Below are 18,197 nucleotides of genomic sequence, written 5' to 3' on the forward strand. Positions count from 1 at the left end.
CGTGGATTTCTGTGGGTGCGCCGCCCTATTTGGACGACGCTTCGGTTTCGACGATCCCGAGGATGTCGCTCTCCTTCATGATGAGCAGTTCCTCGCCGTCGATCTTGACCTCGCTGCCGGACCATTTGCCGAAGAGGACGCGGTCGCCGGCCTTGACGGACAGCTCGACCAGCTTGCCGGTCTCGTCGCGGGCGCCCGGCCCGACGGCGACGACCTCGCCCTCCTGGGGCTTCTCCTTGGCAGTATCCGGGATGATGATGCCGCCGGCCGTCTTTTCCTCGGCTTCGATGCGACGCACGGCGACACGGTCGTGCAGGGGACGGAAATGCATGCATTACCTCCAAAGCAGATCATGATGTGACGACCCTCCCGTTCGCGGGGAACGGTCGTTTTCGGCATAGCTAGGAAGGCGATTTTCGACCATCAAGACATTTCCCGCACTTCCTGGCGCTTCAGCCATGTGAATGCCGATGCGCGCACAATCGCATGGCGCGCGGTCAGACATTGCCTCAGGAAATGCGGCGACGAGGTGATATAGATCAGCAGGCGATTGCGACCGATTCGCTACGGGACCGTCCAAGAGAAGAGGAAAACGTCGGCAGGGACGGACAGCCCATGATCTCGCTTGGTTCAGTGCTCCAGAGGCAGGGTGGCGCGATCGGGTTGCCGATCGTGAGCGCGGTCGCCGTGCAGCGCCTGATGAGCTTTACAGATGAGCTTTACAAAAGACCGGTACGTTTCAACCGGCTGCCGCACCGTGTCAGGAAGGCGCAGGACCGGACCGGCACATGCTGCCTCGGTTGCTGCAACATCTGTTGGAGATATGCAGATGAACACACCTTTTGACAGCTCTCGCGCGGATTTGCGTGGCGCCTCGCCGCGCGCGATCGCTTACGACGCCGGTCTTCGCCGTTACATGCTTGGTGTCTATCGCACGATGGCCTTGGGACTGGTCGTTACCGGGCTTGTCGCCTTCCTCGTCGCCAGCACACCAGCTCTCTATCAACCTATTTTCAGCACGCCCCTCAAATGGGTCGTGATCCTGGCCCCGCTCGCCTTCGTCCTGTTCCTCTCGTTCCGCGTTGAGCAGATGAGCGCCGCCAGTGCGCGGGTCGTATTCTATTCATTCGCGGGCGTCATGGGGCTGTCGCTGGCCAGCGTTTTCCTCGTATTCACCGGCACCAGCATCGCGCTGGCGTTCTTCTCGGCGGCCGCCCTGTTCGCCGCCATGTGCCTGTGGGGTTATACGACCAACGTCGACCTTTCGCGCTGGTCGACCTTCCTCATGGTCGGGCTTTTTGGGGTCGTCATCGCGAGCCTTATCAACCTGTTCCTTGCCTCCGACATGCTGCAGTTCGCCGTTTCGATCATTGCCGTGCTGGTCTTCACCGGCCTTACCGCCTGGGATAGCCAGCGCTTGAAGAGTCAATATTTCGCCTATGCGGGGACAGAATCAGCTGAGAAGCTCGCGGTGATGGGGGCGCTATCCCTTTACCTGGATCTCATAAACCTGTTCCAGCTCCTGCTCAACCTCATGGGGGAGCGTGAACGAGCATAGCGACGTCACATCATGCGCCCTTTAGGGTGCCAAAAAAGGAGGCCTTATGGTTGGAGTCAAAGTCGATGCCGTTTCCGGCGTGTCCGACGCGGTCGGTCAGCAGATGTTGGGGACACTGCGCCGCAACTGGGGATGGATCGTCTTTCGCGGTGTCCTCGCGCTCGCGCTTGGCGTGGTATCCTTCCTGTTCCCGCTCAGCGCCCTGTTCGCCTTTGCGATGGTATTCGCCGCCTATGCCGGTGCCGATGGAATCCTTTCCATGGTCGCGGCGGTGCGCGGCGCCCGGCGTAAGGAGGAGCGCTGGTGGGCCTATGTGATCCGCGGGATCATTGGCATCGCGACCGCGATCCTGTTCGTGCTGATGCCCGAGGTCATGACCGTCGGCTACGCTCTCGTCACTCTTGTCATGCTGGCGATCTGGGCGATCGTGACGGGCGCCCTTGAGATGGTTGCCGCAACGAGCCTTCGCAAGGAAATCAGGGGAGAGTGGTTGATGGGCCTCTCAGGCGCCCTCTCGGTATTTCTTGGGATCGCGATCTTCATCCTGCTGGTCCTTGATCCCCTGACGACCTTGCCTTCGGCCGCGTGGGTGATCGGGGCCTATGCAATGTTTGCCGGATTTGTTCTCATCGGCCTCGGTCTGAAGCTTCGGCGAGCTTGACCGTGCCACGGGAAAATGAAGCCAATAAAAAGCAACGAACTGAACTCCAACCAGGGACCAATATGATGTCTGCTTCCGAGAAACCCACACAGCCTGTGAAGGCTGCCGAGAATGACAGGACACAGGCCGAATTAGCCTCGATGCGAGACGAGCAGCCCGCTGATGAACTGGACCCGGTGGAGGAAGCTATCATTGAGTCGTTTCCGGCCAGCGATCCTCCTAGTTGGACGCTATCGGGACCAAAGCAGGTTCTTCGCCCGAAAGCGTAGGAGTACCATGATCCGGACTCTGTCCGGTGGTCGGGTTACCCAGCGCTATTGGCGCTTCACCAGAAAGCTGGCGATTAGCGACTTCCGGCGAGCAATCCTGTATCGTCGCGATTCGATGGAAGGGCGACGTAGGTGCCCCGGGTCTTGATCTGGTCGCATGATGCCAGCGTCGAGATACGGAGCCTCCGGAAGATGAATGATTCCCAAAATTCTCGTATCCGCCTCGATCAGCAAGTAGACCAGGCCTTCGACCGGGCAGCCGGCCATACCCTGCACGACCCCCTGCTGCTCTCGCAAATACGGACTTGCAACACGGTTTGCCAGTTCGCGTTTCCGATCAGGAGAGACGACGGAACCGTCAGGGTCATCAATGCCTGGCGCGCAGAGCACAGTCACCACCGGCTGCCGACCAAGGGTGGCATTCGCTTCAGCCCCAATGTCGAGCTTGAGGAAGTCGTTGGCCTAGCCTCGCTCATGACATACAAATGCGCACTGATGGACGTGCCCTTCGGAGGGGCAAAGGGGGCGATCCAGATCGACCGCAACGAATTCTCCGCAGCCGAACTCGAACGGATCACGCGCCGGTACGCATTCGAGCTGCTCCGCCGCAACATGATCGGCCCTGCCAGCGATGTTCCGGCACCCGACTACGGGACGGGGCCGCAGGAAATGGCCTGGATCGCCGACACCTATCAGCAAATTAACCACTCGGATCTGAATGCGCTGGCGTGCGTGACGGGCAAGCCTATAACCTTGAGTGGGTTGCGTGGCAGGACCGAGGCGACCGGTCTTGGCGTGTTCTATGGTCTGAGGGAAGCCTGCGCTCGAGAGGCCGAAATGGCGCGGCTGGGTTTGACCAGAGGCCTCGAAGGTAAAAGAATCGTCGTGCAAGGATTGGGCAACGTCGGCGGGCATGCAGCGACATTTCTTGAAAATGGTGGCGCGAAGATCATCTGTGTCATCGAGCATGATGGAGCAATATTCAGGGAGGCTGGCCTGCATATACCGGATGTGATGGAACATCGAACCCAAACTGGTTCCATCATGGGGTTTTCTGGCGCTCAAGACCTGCCTTCGTCGATGCTGGGACTTGAGCTCGACTGTGACATACTTGTGCCGGCAGCACTCGAAAATACAATCCACCCTGGCAATCAGCAGCGCTTGCGAGCACGCATCATTGCGGAAGGGGCCAATGGTCCAGTGACCGCAGACGCCGATCGCGCGCTGTCCGAGCGCGGTGTGATGATCATACCTGACATCTACTTGAACGCAGGAGGGGTTACGGCCTCCTACCTTGAGTGGCTGAAGAACCTCGCTCATGTACGCTTCGGGCGCATTGAGCAGAGATTTGATCAGGGGGCCTATCACAGAATTGCCGGCGCGAGTGGTCGCAAAATCGAACCACCCGTCCTCGCCACACTTAAGGGGGCAGACGAGATTGATCTAGTGCATTCGGCACTTGAGGACGCAATGTCCAGCGCCTTAGCCCAATTGCTCGAAGCAAGAGGGCGGCATGGCACAGACCTGCGGACCGCCGCAATGATCGTTGCGATCGACAAGATTGCCGCATGCTATGGCCAGACGGGTATCTTCCCGTGAATCACTTCGAGCGTGACGATCGGTCAGCGTCTGCAAAACTCATCTCGCGGTCTAAGAAAGATCTAGGCGGATTGGGCTTGGCAAAATGCTTCGTGCCGATGAAGCGACCAAGTCTCTCAGTGTCCAGCCACTCCTTTAAATCATACGCGGCAAGACATAAAACGCCAACGCTGTTCCGCGAGGTGGCCAGTCTGCTGGAACTCTCATCCATGTGCGCGCTAGGCGATGCCAACTCCCTGTCCCGGCGAGTCTCGTTTTCCAGCCGCCACCCTTCGACGCGCGCAAGAGCTTTGGCCGACTGCCTGCCGGGTTGGCCCCGCGCCGTGGGCCCGCCGAAGCCAGTACACGGCGCACTATCTCCAACGGTCTGGCACGGCCGATGCAAGATCTGCTGATCACTTCCTTCAGCCTGCTTGCGGCATGCACTTTTGCGGCTGTTGTGGCAGCGATTCTGAGAATGCCTACTCTTACCGGCTATCTGGCGGTTGGCGCTTTACTTGGTCCGTCCGCCGCGGGAATCTTAATTCCAGGAGGCGCGCTTGACTTTCTTTCAGAGCTTGGCGTCGCATTGTTGTTGTTTCTCGTCGGACTTGAATTCTCTCTCGGTCATTTTTGGCTGATCCGTAAAACCGTACTGACAGCCGGCGCCCTTCAGATGGTCGTCGTGGCGGCCCCCTTGGCACTTGGCCTGACTTGGCTCGGGCTGCCCGCCCGAGATGCCAGCTTATTGGGTGTCGCGGCGGCAATGTCCTCGACGGCCCTGGTCAGTCGGCAGCTGGCGGATCAAGGCGAATTGACAACTCGCCACGGTCGCAGCGCCATCGCGGTGCTCGTTTTCCAGGATCTCGCCGCAGTGCCCCTTCTGGCGATCATGGCAATATGGGCACGGGGCGGGGATCCGAAATTCGAGAATGTCCTTATCGAAGTGTTAGCGGTTCTCGCGCTGTTTGTGGTGTGCGCCCTCGGGTCGCGCCGCCTTTTGCATGGTCTGCTCCGTTGGGTGGCCAGCCGCGACCACGAAGAATCTTTCGTTCTCTGCTCTTTGTGCGTGGTAGTGGCGTCTGCGGCCGGAGCGCATGCCATCGGCGTGTCGGCCGCGCTCGGCGCCTTTCTTGCGGGCATCGTGCTGGGCGAGAGCGACTTCCGGCACCGAATGGAAAAGCATCTTCGCCCCTTTCGTGATGTGCTTTCGGGCGTGTTCTTCGTTGGCATCGGCTCGCGCCTGGATTTCGCGCAGGTAGTGACAACGCCTGGCGCGACAATGGCCTGGCTACTGGCACTGGTTCCGATTAAGATCATCCTCAACACCCTAGCCCTGCGCGCCACACGCATGTCCGCGCTCGATGCCTGGCGCACCGGCATTCTCCTTGGGCATGGTGGCGAATTCGCCCTGTTGCTGCTCGGAATCGTCTTACAGCAAGGCCTGATCGCCGCTTCGGTGGTACAACCAATGCTGCTCGCGCTGGTGTTGAGCATGGCACTGGCCCCGCTGTTGATCCGAATGCATGACATGCTGGCTCTTCTCCTGAGCCGTTCGCGTGGCCTCAAGCCGCCGCCGCAGGCAGAGGAGGGAGCCATTGCAACGACTGCCAAGTCATTGCGGAACCACGTGATCATATGCGGCGCGGGGGAACTCGGCCGTGACTTGAGCCGCATACTAACGCAGGCAGGTATCAGTCACCTGCTTCTGGAGTCCGATGACGAGGAGGTGGCAGCGGCGCGAGCGACTGGCGCCCCGGTGCATCATGGCGATGCCAGCCGACCGGAAACGCTGCAAGCTGCAGGATTGGAAGACGCTTGCTTGGTCGTTCTAACCTTTGCCCGGATTTCGCCGGCACGCCGCATAATAAAAACCGTTCACCGGTTCCGGCCGACGCTCGATCTGGTGGTTACGTGCTCACGCGAGAATGAGATTAGCGCCTTGAACGCTTTCCCGAATGTATATCTGTATCGCGAATCCTTTGCCGCCGCTATCGGCATAGCGAGACAGATAATGTTGCATCTTGGGAAGGCGGACGACCTCGCTGTGAGAAGCTCATTAGATCAACCACCCTTCCCGACAGCGGTATAAGGATAGCGCTTTCATGAACGTGAATCGCAAAACGTCTTTCCAGATCCTGCTGGATGAATGGCGATTGCTCAACTTCTATGGACGCTTCGAGCAGGTCGTCGCGCTCATCCTGTCTGCGGTAATCGCAGTTATCATCGTGGTCTCGTTGATCCAGCTAATCGGCGCTGTCTTTACGCTCCTCATCATGGGCGGCTTCAATCCGATCGACCATAGGATCTTCCAGAGCGTGTTTGGCATGGTCATGAACTTGCTAATCGCGATGGAGTTCAAGCATTCAATCGTTCGTGTCGCGCTGCGCCAGGATAATATCATCCAGGTCAAGACCGTCCTCCTGATCGCTCTAATCGCACTTGCGCGCAAATTCGTCATACTGGACCCGGAGGTTGGCGCGGAAAAGATTGCCGCGCTGGCGGCCACTACGGTGGCGCTTGGCTTGACCTACTGGCTTCTGCGCGAACGAGATGATCGAACGTCGCCTGAGAGCTTACCCCCCAAGTCTTACATGCAATAACCCGTTTTCTTCGAGCCCGTGATCGAGTCGCGACGCCAAGCTTGACGCAGCTTAATAAAATAGTCAGTAGGTTGTGCTGCCTTGCCGTGTTATCTATTTGGGATGAATAAGTCCCGAACCGGCGCTCGTCTAAAGGCTCGCTTGTATTCGCGGCTGAACTGAGAGGCGCTGGTATAGCCGATCGCGAAGGCTGTCTCGGTCACGCCGTGACCATCGGCCAGCCTGCGCCGCGCTTCGACTAGGTCGTAGATCTGTAATTTGCAGTCGCTCGGCGGTTGTCCCTTGAGGGTCTCAAGGATCTGTCCGCACTCGCCGATCCGAGGATCGGTCGTGCTGTATCGGGTCTCACAAGGCCGGACGTTGCATTGACTCGAAGCGGGCTCGGGAGCCCATCTGATAACCTTCGCAGATCGTCCGTCCCTGCGTTCCCTCGCGGGACACCGCCATCGGGTCAGCTGGAGAGCATCACCGCTGGCGAACGGGAACTTATCGCATTTCAGGCCTCGAACAAGGTGCCGTCGCGGAGCATGGCGTGCATGATGACGGCGAGGCGGCGGGCGAGCGCGACCCGGGCTTTCTTGAGGCCGCGCCGCTTCGCGATCTTCAGCGCCCAGGTCTTCAGCGCGAAGGTCTGCCGCGTGCGCGTCAGGATCGAGTTCGCCGCCTCGTAGAGGAGCTCGCGGACGGTGCCGTCGCCCTGCTTGGTGATCCGGCCGGTCCAGTCGAGCTCGCCGGACTGGTGCCGACGTGGGACGAGGCCAAAGTAGGCGCCGGCTGTCCGCGACCGCTTGAACCGACCCGCTTCATCGACGGCGGCGGCGAACGCAGCGTAAGCGTGGCCTGAGGGCCGCCTTGCCCGTTTGGCCGTAGCCGGGATGCTTATCGTCTTTGACGAGGGCGCGGGCGGTGCGGGAAGTTTTCGGTTCTGAGACTGGTCGTACGAGCGCTCGTACGACTGGTCGTGTGGAGGTGGTCGGCCGGGTATCGGGCCGACGGAGCTGGTCGGACGCGGAGAAGCTGGAGATCCTGGCCGAGGCGTTCCGGCCGGGCGTGCGGGTCCGTGATGTCATCGCCCGGCGCGAGGTGTCGAGCAGCCTGATCTATACGTGGCGCAAGCAGGCGCGGCTGGGCAAGCTGGGCGGGGTCGCGCCTGCGCTGCCGGCATTCGCCGAGGTGCGCGTGGCCGATGTCGCCGCACCTGCGCCGCAGCCGGCGACATCCACGTCTGGCCTCATCTGCATCGAATTTCCGGGTGGCGTCCGAGTGAGCGTGGACGGGTCGGTGGACGCCGGCGCGCTGGCGCGAGTGTTGTCGGTGCTGCGTTGAGCCCCACGCCGTTGCCGACGCGGGTGTTCCTGGCGTGTGGCGTCACCGACATGCGCAAAGGGTTCGATGGCCTGGCGGTACTGGTGCAGCAGGTGCTGGCCCAGAACCCGCACTCGGGCGCGTTGTTCGCGTTCCGGGGCAAGCGGGGTCATCTGGTCAAGCTGCTGTGGTTCGATGGGCAAGGCCTGTGCCTGTTCTCCAAGCGGCTCGACCGGGGTCGGTTCGTCTGGCCGGTGACCGCGACGGGCACGGTGACGCTGACGCCGGCACAATTGTCGATGCTGCTGGAGGGCATCGACTGGCGTCGCCCAGAGCGGACGTTCACGCCGACGCTGGCGGGGTGAAAACGGCGGTTTTGCGACGCTTTTTCTCGCCCGTCGATGCGTGATCTGTTATGAAATGCGGGTGCTGGAAGCGCCTGTTTCCCCTGCTGATGCCACCGCGCGGATCGCCGCACTGGAGGCATCGCTCGCCCGGGCGAATGCCGCGCTCGCCGCCCGCGATCTGCTCATCGACACGTTGCGCGGGCAGATCGCTCGACTGCGGCGGATGCAGTTCGGTGCCTCCTCCGAGAAGTTGGGCCGCGAGATCGAACAGCTCGAGCTGGCGCTGGAAGAGCTGGAAACGGAGCGGGATGTTTCGGAAGTCGAGACTGCGGTGCCTGGAGTAGCGCCGCGCCTGGCACCGGTCCGCAGTCTGCCGGAGCATCTGCCGCGCGAGGAGGTCGTCCACGAGCCGGCGTCCGGTATCTGCACCTGCCCGGACTGCGGTGGTGCGCTGCGCCGGCTGGGCGTGGACGCGCACGAGATGCTCGACATCGTGCCGGTGCGCTGGCGGGTCGTGCGCAACGTCCGCCCCAAATACAGCTGCGGGTCTTGCGAGAAGATCGTCCAGGCACCCGCGCCGGTCAGCGCTGTGGCGCGGGGCAAGGCGACCTTCGCGACGCTGGCGCACGTCGTCGTCTCCAAGTTCGACCACCATCTGCCGTTGTACCGCCAGGCCGAGATGATGGCCGCGCAGGGGCTCGAGATCGACCGCTCGACGCTCGCGGGCTGGGCCGGGCAAGCTGCAGCACTGCTCGACCCGGTGGTCAGCCGTATCCGTGACGAGGTGCTCAAGGCCGACAAGATCCACGCCGACGACACGCCGGTGCCGGTGCTCGAACCCGGCCGTGGCAAGACCGCGACCGGGCGGCTGTGGGTGTACGCCGCCGACGACCAGGCGTCCGGCAGCACGACACCGCCCGCAACATGGTATCGCTTCACGCCCGACCGCACCGCGGCGCACCCGCAGGCGCATCTCGCCGGCTTTCGCGGCTTTCTCCAGGCCGATGCCTATGCGGGCTATGACGCCCTGTACCGCGGTGGCGTCACAGAGGTGGCATGCTGGGCACACTTCCGGCGCAAGGTGTTCGACCTGCACGAGCGCCTCTCCACGCCGCTGACCACCGATATCCTAGAGCGCATCGGCGCGCTCTATGCCGTCGAGGCGGAGGTGCGTGGTCAGCCGCCGGATGTACGCCGTCGAGCGCGACAGGAACGAAGCCAGTCGCTGGTCGACGCCTTGCGCGAGGTGCTCGACGCTGCCCTTCGCCGCCTGTCGCCCAAGTCCGACATGGCCAAAGCCATCGCCTATGGCACCAAACGCTGGCCGGCGCTGTGCCGCTTCCTGGGTGACGGGCGTCTGGAGATCGACAACAACATCGCGGAGCGGGCCCTGCGCGGCGTCGCCGTGGGAAGGCGCAACTGGCTGTTCGCGGGTTCGCGCGCAGGCGGCGAGCGAGCCGCCGCCATCTACACCGTCATCCAGACCTGCAAGGCCAACGGCGTCGACCCGCAGGCCTATATCGCCGATGTCATCGCCAGGGTCGCCGGCGACTGGCCCGCCACCCGCTGGGACGAGCTGATGCCGTGGAACTGGGTGCCCCAGACAGATCAGCCAACAGCCCAAGCCGCATAAACTGCGGTCCTCACGCCACGCTTACAACGCAGCCGAGGTCTGCACACCGACGCCCGGGATGCTCATCAGCGCCTGACAGGCTGGAATGGCCGAACTTCACGAGTGGCTGAACGCGCAGCTCGCCAAGATTTCCCGCAACCACGACGTTGCCAAGGCCATCAACTACATGCTGCGCCGCTGGAGCGCGTTCACCCGCTTCCTCGACGATGGCAGAGTCTGCCTCTCGAGCAAAGCCGCGGAACGGTCGCTGCGTTGTGTACCTCTCGGGTGTAAATCGTGGCTCTTCTGCGGCTCGGATCGCGGTGGCCAGCGCGCCGCGATCGCCTACTCGCTGATCCAGACGGCACGGCTCAACGACGTCGACCCGCAGGCTTGGCTCGCCGATGTCCTCGCCCGCGTCGCCGATCACTCGGTTAGCCGGCTCGATGAGCTTGGGAGCACCTCAAGGTTTGTGACACGGACAGCGGTAAGCTGAACAGGTAGCGAACAGGGCGGCTCAGGCCACCTTGGCTCCGGGTCCGCCGGCGATGTTGAGTGCGCGGTAGCCGTCTTGATCGAGCTCGGCAGCGGCGTTTTGCCAGAGGTAATCGCCGGTCAGGCTGATGTGTCGCCAGCCTAGCGGGGCTACATGGGCGAGCAGCTCGTCGGGCGCGGGCTCGCCGCTGGCGCGCAGATGCTCGACGGCGCGGCCCATGTAAAGCGTGTTCCAGTACACGATCGCGGCGGTGACCAGCGTCAGCCCGGACGCTTTCAGCGCCTGGTTCTCGAACTGCGGATCGCGCAGGCGGCCCTGTTTGTGGACGAACACGGCTTGGGCGAGCGTGTGACGCGCCTCGCCCTTGTTGAGCCCAGCCTGACACTGCTGGCGGAGCGCCCTGGATTCTAGCCAGTCGAGCGTGAACAGGGTGCGCTCGATCCGGCCCAGCTCCTGGAGCGCGAAGTCGAGCCGGTTCTGGCGACGGTACGCGGCCAGCTTCTTCAGCATGACCGACGGTAGCACCACGCCGGCCTTCACGGACGCGGCGAGCCGGACGATCTCGTCCCAGCTTTCGCGGATGGCAGCGATGTTGAACGGGCGCCCGATCAGCTTCGCGAGCGCCTCGGGGCGGGCCGTGCCCGGGAACAGGCCGAGCCGGCGATCGGCTAGATCGCGCAGGCGGGGCACGAACCGGAAGCCGAGTAGGTGCGCGAGCGCGAACACGTGGTCGGACGCGCCGCCCGTATCGGCATAGTGGGTCGCGGGTTCGATGCCGCAGCCGTGCGCGACCAGCCCGTCCAGCACATAGGGCGCCTCCGCCGCGGTCGCCGAGATCAGCCGGACATGGTAGGGCGCGTAGGTATCGGCGACATGGGCGTAGATCTTCTGCCCCGGCTCCCGGTCGTAGCGCGCGTTGGTGCTGCCGGCCGCGCCCCGCCTGCCCGAGCGGAAGAACTGCCCGTCCGAGCTCGACGCGGTGCCGTCGCCCCACACGCGCGTGAGCGGCAGCGCGGCTTGCGCGTCCACCAGATGGCGCAGCCCTGCCGCGTAATTCTCTTCCGATACGTACCAGCCATGCGTCCAGGCGAGCTGGGCGTAGGTGACGCCCTGGCTGGCGTTGGCCATGCGCTCGATGCCGAGGTTCGTCGCGTCTGCCAGGATCGCGGCGAGCACGGCCTGCGGGTTGGAGTGGGCGCGGCCCGAGCGCAGTTCCGGAAATGCGCACAGGAACCCGGTGCGGGCTTCCACCTCGGCGAGCAGCTCGGTGATGCGCACGCGGGGCATGAGCCGGTCGACGGCCGCGTCCAGCCTGTCGGCCGCAGCGGGCGTTACGGCCGCGAGCGGGCTGACCCTGAGGTTACCGCCCCGCAGCTCCACGCCGTCGAGCGTGCCGCGCTTCAGCGAGCCTGCGAACCGGCGCAACCGCCAGTCGAGCAGCCTGGCGCGCCCCTCCAAGTAGCGGCCGACGTCGGTGTCGAACGGCAGCGTGAGCGCGATCTCGGCCGCTTTGCCGGGCGGGAGCATATAGCTGTCGAAGCGCAGGTGTTCGCGCGTACCCTCCACCCACAGGTCGCCCGATTGGAGCCGCTCGCGCACGGTCGCGACCGTGGCGGTTTCGTAGCGACGGCGGTCGATGACGCCGCCCTCGGTGATCGCCGCCTTCCATTTTCTGGAAAACGGCATGGGCGCATCGGCCGGTACGTCTCGCCGCCCGGTCGCGTTCAGCGCGCGCACGACCTTGATCGCGCCGAGCACGCCGTCGCGCGAGCCTGCCGCCTTGAACCGGAACGCGTCAAAAAACGCGGGCGCGTAGCGCCGCATCGTCATGTAGCGCCCCGCCGCGCGGATCAGCGGCTCGTCGCGAGTCAGGTCGGCGATCGCGGTCGCCTCGCTCTCGGCGTCCAGAAGCCTCGTCCAGCCCACCCCGTCGTCGAGCGCCGCCCAGACGTCCAACCCGTCCTCGCGCGCGACCCGGAGTGCGCCGACCGTGGCGCCCAGCAGCCGCATGAGCCGGTTCACGTCGCGTGTGGTCGCCTCGATGCCGCGCTTCTGCGCGGCCCTGGCCCTGGCGAACAGGAGGCCGGTCTGCTTGCCGAACATCTCGATCGCGGCGTCCGCGAGCCGCGCTTCCAGGTCGATGACGGCTGCGGCGAGTGTCGCGCGCCTTCTGCGGAGCGAGTAGTCGGACAGGAGGAACGCGGGCGCGACGTGGCCTTCGCGCACGAGCTGCTCGAAGCGGTGCTCGTGGATGCGGCCGGCCATGCCCGGGTCGAGCCCGAGCCGGCGCACGTGCGCGAGCCGGGCGAGAATGCCGGCGAGATTGCGCGCGGTCGGGCTGTCCGACGTGTCGCGCAGCCACGCGAGCGGCGTCGTGCTGCGATCCTGGTCCACGATCAGCAACGCATCCAGCCCCGTCACCTGCTCCGGAGCAAGCGCATCGACCAGCGTGTCGGCCGCGAGGCGGCGCGCCATGGCGCGCCCCGCCACCCCGATCCGCTCGATACGGGCGGGCGCGGGCAGAACGATCCGGGCAGCACGCAAATGGCCCAGCACTGCCGCGGCGATCGGCTTGCCCCGTTCGGTCGCTTCCGCCGCGCGGGTGGCTGCGCCGAGCGCGCCGGGGACGTCGGCCGCCTCGAACGCGCGCAGGCGCAAACGCTCCATCGCCTCCCAGGCGTGTTCGAGCCGGGTCTGGGCGCGATGCGCGTAGCCCTCGAACGCTGTGGGCGCGATGTCGAGTTGCGCGGCCAGGTGCCGGATCAGAAAATCGGGGACGACATCGTCGTGGCGTATGCCGAAGCCGGGATGACGCAGCAGGGCGAGGTGCAGCGCGAAGCCGAGCCGGTTGGCGTCGCCGCGCTTCGCTTCGATCAGTGGCCGGTCCTCATCGGCAACCGTGTAATGCTTGGCGAGCGAGGCATGGTCGAGGGGCACGCCGAACAACGCGCGGCGTTCGTCGCCCGTTAACAGATCGCGTCTGGCCATCGATCACCCCCTGTCCGGGAGCGTATAGTTTATGGCCGACACGTGCGAGGTGTCGCGTAACTCTCAAGTTTCGCGACAGCGGCCCTGACCGGTCACGCCACGAGTGTAAACGCTCGCGCTAAATGGCGGCGTTCTGATCGCGCTATTTGTCAGTTGCCGGGTCCGATGACGAGGCAATCGCGCGCGGCCTGAACGATGTCAGCGGTGACCTCCTCGACGCGGTTGAGGGTCATGATCCGCCGCATCTGCGCGAACAGGCGCTCCATGAGCCGGAAGTTGCCGCGCGTGATGCGGATCACGGCTGCCTGCGCTTCGATCGCGTCGAGTTGGGCCGGGTCGAAGCTGATCCCGAAATCGCCGGCGTGGGTCGCGAGCAGCAGCCGCATTTCGGTCTCGGTAAGCGGTTTGAACTCGTGGACGAAGCCGATCCGCGAGTAGAGCTGGGCATAGCGGGCGAGGCGCTTCTCCAAGCCCGGCATACCCATCAGGATCAGCCCGAAGCCGTGGCGATCGGCCATGTCGCGGAGATGTTCGAGCGACTTTATGGTCAGGCGGTCGGCCTCGTCGACGATGACGAGGGGGCAGGCGATGCGGGCGGCGTCATGGGTGATTTCGTCCTGCGAGCCGCCCGCGACCGTCAGCCGGGCATAGCCCAGCTTAATGAGGTTGAGGCCCAACACCGCGTCGATCGTCTTGGGCGTGTTGCTGACCGACACGGTGTAGAAGACGGCGCGGCAGCGAGCGACCTTTTCGCCAAGGAGCGCGGCAATGGGACGGAGCGCGGCATATTCCCCCAGGTCGGGGAAGCTGGAAAACTCGCGCGCCGATCGCGTCTTTCCGACGCCCGGCCGGCCATGACACACGCCGATATAGCGGTAGTGCGCGCAGGCTTCGGCAAACTCGACGAACCGGGCATGTTCGCGGGTCGCCAGGAACGGCTGCTCGACCAGGAACTCAATCGTCAGCGGCGTAGAGCCGGAGCCCTCGGTAGGTGGTGGGCCGGGAAGCCGTATCCTCTTGGTCGCCATCGAAGGTCTCCGTGGGGGCAGGCACCTGCTTGTCGCGCTCCTTCGCGCCGCGCCGGGCGCGCTGGATCGCGCGCAACGACGGGTGCCCAGCGTGCTCGGAGCTGAGCGCACGGCAGACGAACCGGCCCTGGTGGTAGACGTGGATCTCGGTCAGGTCGCGGGGGTCATAGACCGCCTCGACCTGCTCGCCGACGAAGGCCGCGAGCGTGGGTTCGACATAGCGCCTGCCCATCAGACGGATGCCGTCGCGCAGCACTTTACGGGGCTTGGGCACGTGCACGAGCAGCATGTCGAGCTGTTCAAGGCTGTCGGGCATTGCGGGCAGGAACCCGCCCTTCTGCCAGCGCGTGATCGGCGGTTCGCCGGTGCTGCCATGCGGGCGACGATGATAGACGCCGCACACGAACGCCTCGAAGCGGGCGCGCAGCTCGTCGAGCGTGAGCACTGGCGCCGACAGCGGCTTGCCCGCGATCAGGTGGCCGGGCAGGTCGGGCAGGAACATGTCGTTGATGGTGCGGAACAGCCGCTCGATCTTGCCGCGCCCGCGAGGACGCCCCGGCAGCGAATGGATGAGGCGGATTTTGAGGGCGATGCACGCCTGCTCGATATGCTCGGAGATGAAATCCGAGCCGTTGTCGACGTAAAGCTGTTCGGGAATGCCGCTGACGATCCATTCGGGATTGGGCTTGCGCCAGATCGCCTGCCGCAAGGCGAGCGCCGTGTTGAGGGCACTGGGGGCATCGAGGCTGAGGAAGTAACCGGCGATGGCTCGGCTGTGATCGTCAACGATGACGGTCAGCCAAGGACGCACCGGGGTTCCGGCATCATCGAGCACGAGAATGTCGAGAACGGTATGATCGGCCTGCCACATCTCGTTCGAGGTCGCGGCTTCGCGCCGATGCACTAGCTCGTGCTGGTCGCGGTAGACGGCCGGATCGGAGGCTGCGGCGATCTGGCTTGCCGGTATCGCCCTGACGACACGCGCGACGGCCGCATAGCTGGGGGTTCGGTGTCCATGCGCGATGGCGAGTTCCTGCACCTTTCGGTGAATGGCGGCGACCGGGGGTCGCGGGCGCTTGGTGGCGAGAGTGCGGGTCAGTTCGACCAGATGTTCCGGCAGGTGCAGCCTGCCCCGATCGTTGCGCGGCAGACGCGCGAGACCGGCAAGTCCTTCGGCACGGTAGCGCCCGAGCCAGCGCTGCAACGTCCGCTCGCTCAGCGTGCCGGTGCGGGCGAGGTCCGCGAGCGGGATGCCATCGGCGAGGTGCGGTTCAAGGACGCGGTAGCGCTCGATCGCCAGCGGCGGGACAAGCGCCGGATGCGTCACCGCCGACGGTCCGTGTCGCAGGTAAGGAAAACGGAGATTTGCCTGCCCATCGCCATGCGAGTCCGCTCGCGTTGCCAAACCGGCCTGTTCGACGTAAATCTACCCGGTAAAGAAAACTAGGGCAACATAGACCTGCCGATGACGACTTTCTTCCCAAACCGCGCCCGATCGGGGCGCCACCGGCCCTACGCATGAAAATCGGTTACGCCCGCGTATCGACCGCCGAGCAGAACCTGGACCTCCAGCGTGATGCGCTGAAGGCTGCCGGCTGCGAGAAGGTCATCACCGACAAGGCCTCCGGGGCGACTGCCGCTCGCCCTGGATTGGAAAAGGTGAAGGAGCTGCTTCGCGCCGGCGACACACTGGTGGTCTGGCGCCTCGACAGGCTCGGCCGCTCGCTCCGTGATCTGATCGGATGGATGACCTACCTCGACGAGGAAAAGGTCGGGCTGCTGAGCCTGCACGAGGCGATCGACACGACCACCACGTCGGGCAAGCTTACCTTCCACCTGTTCGGGGCATTGGCGGAGTTCGAGCGCAACCTGATCCGCGAGCGGACCCAGGCCGGTCTCACCGCAGCCCGCGCTCGCGGCAAGAAGGGTGGCCGGCCGGCCGCACTCGGCAAGGACAAGCGCGACCTGGCCGTCAGGCTCTACCACGAGAACACGATGCCGATCGCCAAGATTTGCTCGATGCTCGGCATCTCCAAGCCAACACTCTACGCCTATGTGCGATCGGCCGAGACCAAGCCGGTAGCCGCGTAGCGACGCTCGCCGACAAATAGCGCGATCAGAATGCCGCCACTTAGCGCGAGCGTTTACACACGAGGGCGGACGCTGTCGCAAATGTCTGTTGCTAATCAGCCGTGTTCCAATGCACATCTGCGACATGCTCCTCGGCTATGCGCGCGTATCTACCGACGATCAGGATCTCACGCTTCAAAAGACGGCACTGAAGGCGGCCGGATGCCGGCGGACATTCGAGGAGAAGGTGTCCGGCGCCAAGCGCGCCCGACCGGAACTCGACCGGATGCTGGAGCAGCTGCGCGACGACGACGTGGTTGTGGTCACCCGGCTCGATCGCCTAGCGCGTTCGACGCGCGACCTGCTCGACATCGCCGAGAAGCTGAACGAGGCGGGAGCGGGGCTGCGCTCGCTCGCCGAGCCCTGGGCCGACACGACCACGCCTGCGGGACGCATGGTGCTCACCGTGTTCGCCGGCATCGCGGAGTTCGAGCGCGAGCTGATCCACCAGCGTACCAGTTCCGGCCGCGCGGCAGCCATGGCGCGCGGCGTGAAGTTCGGGCGTAAGCCCAAGCTCACTCCGGACCAGATCGCGCTCGGACAGCGTCTCGTCGGCGAAGGCACATCGGTGCGCGAAGCGGCGAAGCTGCTGAAGTGTCATCATGCCACGCTCTATCGGGCGCTCAACCATCCGGCGCAGATGCCCGTACATCGCTCGACACGTTGATTGAGGAGTAGGATTTCGCCATGATCTTCGCGCTTCTACTAGCGGCAAGTTCGCCGAATTCCGCGCTGGAGGCGGAGCGGGCCTACTCGGAAGCTGTACTTGCCAGTGGCCGTCAGGCAGCGGCACGCAGTTTCGGTCCACAAAGCGACCCCTGGCCAATACAACATGCGCCCGAAACCGCGCGCTCTCCATCTGTGGCCAGCATGTTGCAAGCAGCCGAGAGTAGCCGAAGGTGGTGGCTCACAATGATGAGTGTCGAGAGCCATGCCGAGCGCAGACCCGAACTTGTCTTTCCGTCCTGTGATCCGAGCGGGTCGGCAGTTGTTATCGGCGGGCTGTACGATGGCGGAAATCGAGTTGGATCATATAAGACGCTTTGGCGGAACAGTGCTGAGGGGTGGCGCTGGGAAATCGACGACTATCGTCGGGATGGATCGAAGGCATTAGCGGCAGAAAGTTTACAAGCGATCGAACCTGAGTGCTCGGCAAAACTCACCAATGAACAGCTCCAAATCCAAGCCGTTAGCGATGCGAAAGAGATCGCGTCTGTTTTGCGACAGGAGCAGGCCGGCAAACAGGTCGACTGGTTGGCTGTTCCAAGACGAAGCGTGGCCGAAGACGTTATCTTTGTCGGCAACGATGGCCGACGCATCCGCAGGCTCCCCGCCAAGCTGCCCATTCGGCGCATAGCGGGTGCGTTATCGTCCGGAAGCAGTTACGATGAAACGCTACGGTGGAGTAGCCGCGTCCTGGACGGGTCTGCACAAGCCCATAGCTTTCAGATCACCCAGTGGCGCGGTCCCAAGAATGGATGGCAGATCGTCTACTACGAGCTCCGCGGGTGAAACATCACGAGAGGTGATCCGGTAACTTCCAACTCGTCCAACCTCACAAACCCACGAAACTTAATATACTTTGCGGCAACGCTCAGGCTTTTGTTGACCATTTGTTCCGA

The 18,197-nt window shown here is 63.9% G+C and carries 15 protein-coding genes and 2 pseudogenes; 12 read left to right on the top strand and 5 right to left on the bottom strand.

The annotated features are described in order from the left end of the window. Window positions 1-25: 25 nt before the first annotated feature. A complete protein-coding gene (groES, locus tag EDF69_RS17815; RefSeq protein WP_007406608.1) occupies window positions 26-331 on the bottom strand; it encodes a co-chaperone GroES in 306 nt (101 codons plus the stop codon). A gap of 585 nt (window positions 332-916) precedes the next feature. Here groES and EDF69_RS17820 point away from each other — a divergent pair. From EDF69_RS17820 to EDF69_RS17840, 5 genes are all read left to right on the top strand, one after another. Next, window positions 917-1,558, top strand: coding sequence for a Bax inhibitor-1/YccA family protein (locus tag EDF69_RS17820; RefSeq protein WP_132884349.1), 642 nt, complete (start codon window positions 917-919; stop codon window positions 1,556-1,558). A 46-nt stretch (window positions 1,559-1,604) separates the two neighbouring features. Then, entirely contained in the window at window positions 1,605-2,219 is a 615-nt protein-coding gene (locus EDF69_RS17825; protein ID WP_053058596.1) for an HdeD family acid-resistance protein, read from the top strand. Window positions 2,220-2,680: 461 nt separating this feature from the next. Beyond that, complete coding sequence (locus EDF69_RS17830; RefSeq protein ID WP_132884347.1) at window positions 2,681-4,087, top strand: Glu/Leu/Phe/Val family dehydrogenase; 1,407 nt, start codon at window positions 2,681-2,683, stop codon at window positions 4,085-4,087. Between the two features lie 379 nt (window positions 4,088-4,466). Continuing rightward, window positions 4,467-6,158, top strand: coding sequence for a cation:proton antiporter domain-containing protein (locus tag EDF69_RS17835; RefSeq protein ID WP_047867075.1), 1,692 nt, complete (start codon window positions 4,467-4,469; stop codon window positions 6,156-6,158). A 13-nt stretch (window positions 6,159-6,171) separates the two neighbouring features. Then, window positions 6,172-6,669 carry a phosphate-starvation-inducible PsiE family protein gene (locus tag EDF69_RS17840; protein ID WP_047867076.1) on the top strand — a complete coding sequence of 166 codons (498 nt, stop codon included), beginning with the start codon at window positions 6,172-6,174 and terminating at the stop codon, window positions 6,667-6,669. Window positions 6,670-7,165: 496 nt separating this feature from the next. Here the strand turns inward: EDF69_RS17840 and EDF69_RS17850 are convergent. Next, a pseudogene (locus tag EDF69_RS17850) lies at window positions 7,166-7,495 on the bottom strand (transposase); the annotation flags it as partial. Window positions 7,496-7,638: 143 nt separating this feature from the next. On the opposite strand from EDF69_RS17850, the gene tnpA reads away from it, so the two are divergent. The 4 genes and pseudogenes from tnpA to EDF69_RS17870 all read left to right on the top strand — a co-directional run. Continuing rightward, window positions 7,639-7,995, top strand: coding sequence for an IS66-like element accessory protein TnpA (tnpA, locus tag EDF69_RS17855; protein WP_086011137.1), 357 nt, complete (start codon window positions 7,639-7,641; stop codon window positions 7,993-7,995). Beyond that, a complete protein-coding gene (gene tnpB, locus EDF69_RS17860) occupies window positions 7,992-8,339 on the top strand; it encodes an IS66 family insertion sequence element accessory protein TnpB (RefSeq protein ID WP_025292355.1) in 348 nt (115 codons plus the stop codon). The genes tnpA and tnpB overlap by 4 nt, the downstream gene beginning before the upstream one ends. 55 nt (window positions 8,340-8,394) lie before the next feature. Then, complete coding sequence (tnpC, locus tag EDF69_RS17865; RefSeq protein ID WP_037447103.1) at window positions 8,395-9,954, top strand: IS66 family transposase; 1,560 nt, start codon at window positions 8,395-8,397, stop codon at window positions 9,952-9,954. An 85-nt stretch (window positions 9,955-10,039) separates the two neighbouring features. After that, a pseudogene (locus EDF69_RS17870) lies at window positions 10,040-10,429 on the top strand (IS66 family transposase); the annotation flags it as partial. A 21-nt stretch (window positions 10,430-10,450) separates the two neighbouring features. On the opposite strand, the gene EDF69_RS17875 reads toward EDF69_RS17870, so the two are convergent. From EDF69_RS17875 to EDF69_RS17885, 3 genes are all read right to left on the bottom strand, one after another. After that, on the bottom strand, window positions 10,451-13,417 hold the full coding sequence (locus EDF69_RS17875) for a Tn3 family transposase (protein ID WP_018250482.1): 2,967 nt from the start codon (window positions 13,415-13,417) through the stop codon (window positions 10,451-10,453). Between the two features lie 149 nt (window positions 13,418-13,566). Then, window positions 13,567-14,445 carry an AAA family ATPase gene (locus EDF69_RS17880; protein WP_009824028.1) on the bottom strand — a complete coding sequence of 293 codons (879 nt, stop codon included), beginning with the start codon at window positions 14,443-14,445 and terminating at the stop codon, window positions 13,567-13,569. Beyond that, window positions 14,372-15,772 (bottom strand): Mu transposase C-terminal domain-containing protein, encoded by a 1,401-nt coding sequence (locus EDF69_RS17885; RefSeq protein ID WP_004212864.1) that lies wholly within the window; start codon window positions 15,770-15,772, stop codon window positions 14,372-14,374. Before EDF69_RS17885 ends, EDF69_RS17880 begins: the two co-directional genes overlap by 74 nt. Window positions 15,773-15,963: 191 nt before the next feature. Between EDF69_RS17885 and EDF69_RS17890 the strand changes: the two genes are divergently transcribed. From EDF69_RS17890 to EDF69_RS17900, 3 genes are all read left to right on the top strand, one after another. Then, the gene (locus EDF69_RS17890; protein ID WP_007407197.1) at window positions 15,964-16,536 is read left to right on the top strand and encodes a recombinase family protein; all 573 of its coding nucleotides are present in this window, start codon (window positions 15,964-15,966) and stop codon (window positions 16,534-16,536) included. A gap of 124 nt (window positions 16,537-16,660) precedes the next feature. Next, window positions 16,661-17,242 (top strand): recombinase family protein, encoded by a 582-nt coding sequence (locus EDF69_RS17895; protein WP_007406331.1) that lies wholly within the window; start codon window positions 16,661-16,663, stop codon window positions 17,240-17,242. Window positions 17,243-17,262: 20 nt separating this feature from the next. Next, window positions 17,263-18,087 carry a hypothetical protein gene (locus EDF69_RS17900; RefSeq protein ID WP_126014483.1) on the top strand — a complete coding sequence of 275 codons (825 nt, stop codon included), beginning with the start codon at window positions 17,263-17,265 and terminating at the stop codon, window positions 18,085-18,087. Window positions 18,088-18,197 lie beyond the last annotated feature (110 nt).

Origin of the sequence: Sphingomonas sp. JUb134 (genome assembly GCF_004341505.2) — a bacterium.
Taxonomy (GTDB): Bacteria; Pseudomonadota; Alphaproteobacteria; order Sphingomonadales; family Sphingomonadaceae; genus Sphingomonas.

Excerpts from the sequence above, each read along its gene's own strand:
- EDF69_RS17875 (WP_018250482.1), bottom strand. The coding sequence starts at position 13,417 with ATGGCCAGACGCGATCTGTTAACGGGCGACGAACGCCGCGCGTTGTTC.
- EDF69_RS17830 (WP_132884347.1), top strand. The coding sequence starts at position 2,681 with ATGAATGATTCCCAAAATTCTCGTATCCGCCTCGATCAGCAAGTAGAC.
- EDF69_RS17825 (WP_053058596.1), top strand. The coding sequence starts at position 1,605 with ATGGTTGGAGTCAAAGTCGATGCCGTTTCCGGCGTGTCCGACGCGGTC.
- EDF69_RS17895 (WP_007406331.1), top strand. The coding sequence starts at position 16,661 with ATGCTCCTCGGCTATGCGCGCGTATCTACCGACGATCAGGATCTCACG.
- EDF69_RS17835 (WP_047867075.1), top strand. The coding sequence starts at position 4,467 with ATGCAAGATCTGCTGATCACTTCCTTCAGCCTGCTTGCGGCATGCACT.
- EDF69_RS17820 (WP_132884349.1), top strand. The coding sequence starts at position 917 with ATGCTTGGTGTCTATCGCACGATGGCCTTGGGACTGGTCGTTACCGGG.
- EDF69_RS17890 (WP_007407197.1), top strand. The coding sequence starts at position 15,964 with ATGAAAATCGGTTACGCCCGCGTATCGACCGCCGAGCAGAACCTGGAC.
- EDF69_RS17900 (WP_126014483.1), top strand. The coding sequence starts at position 17,263 with ATGATCTTCGCGCTTCTACTAGCGGCAAGTTCGCCGAATTCCGCGCTG.
- EDF69_RS17880 (WP_009824028.1), bottom strand. The coding sequence starts at position 14,445 with ATGGCGACCAAGAGGATACGGCTTCCCGGCCCACCACCTACCGAGGGC.
- EDF69_RS17840 (WP_047867076.1), top strand. The coding sequence starts at position 6,172 with ATGAACGTGAATCGCAAAACGTCTTTCCAGATCCTGCTGGATGAATGG.
- groES (WP_007406608.1), bottom strand. The coding sequence starts at position 331 with ATGCATTTCCGTCCCCTGCACGACCGTGTCGCCGTGCGTCGCATCGAA.
- tnpC (WP_037447103.1), top strand. The coding sequence starts at position 8,395 with ATGCGGGTGCTGGAAGCGCCTGTTTCCCCTGCTGATGCCACCGCGCGG.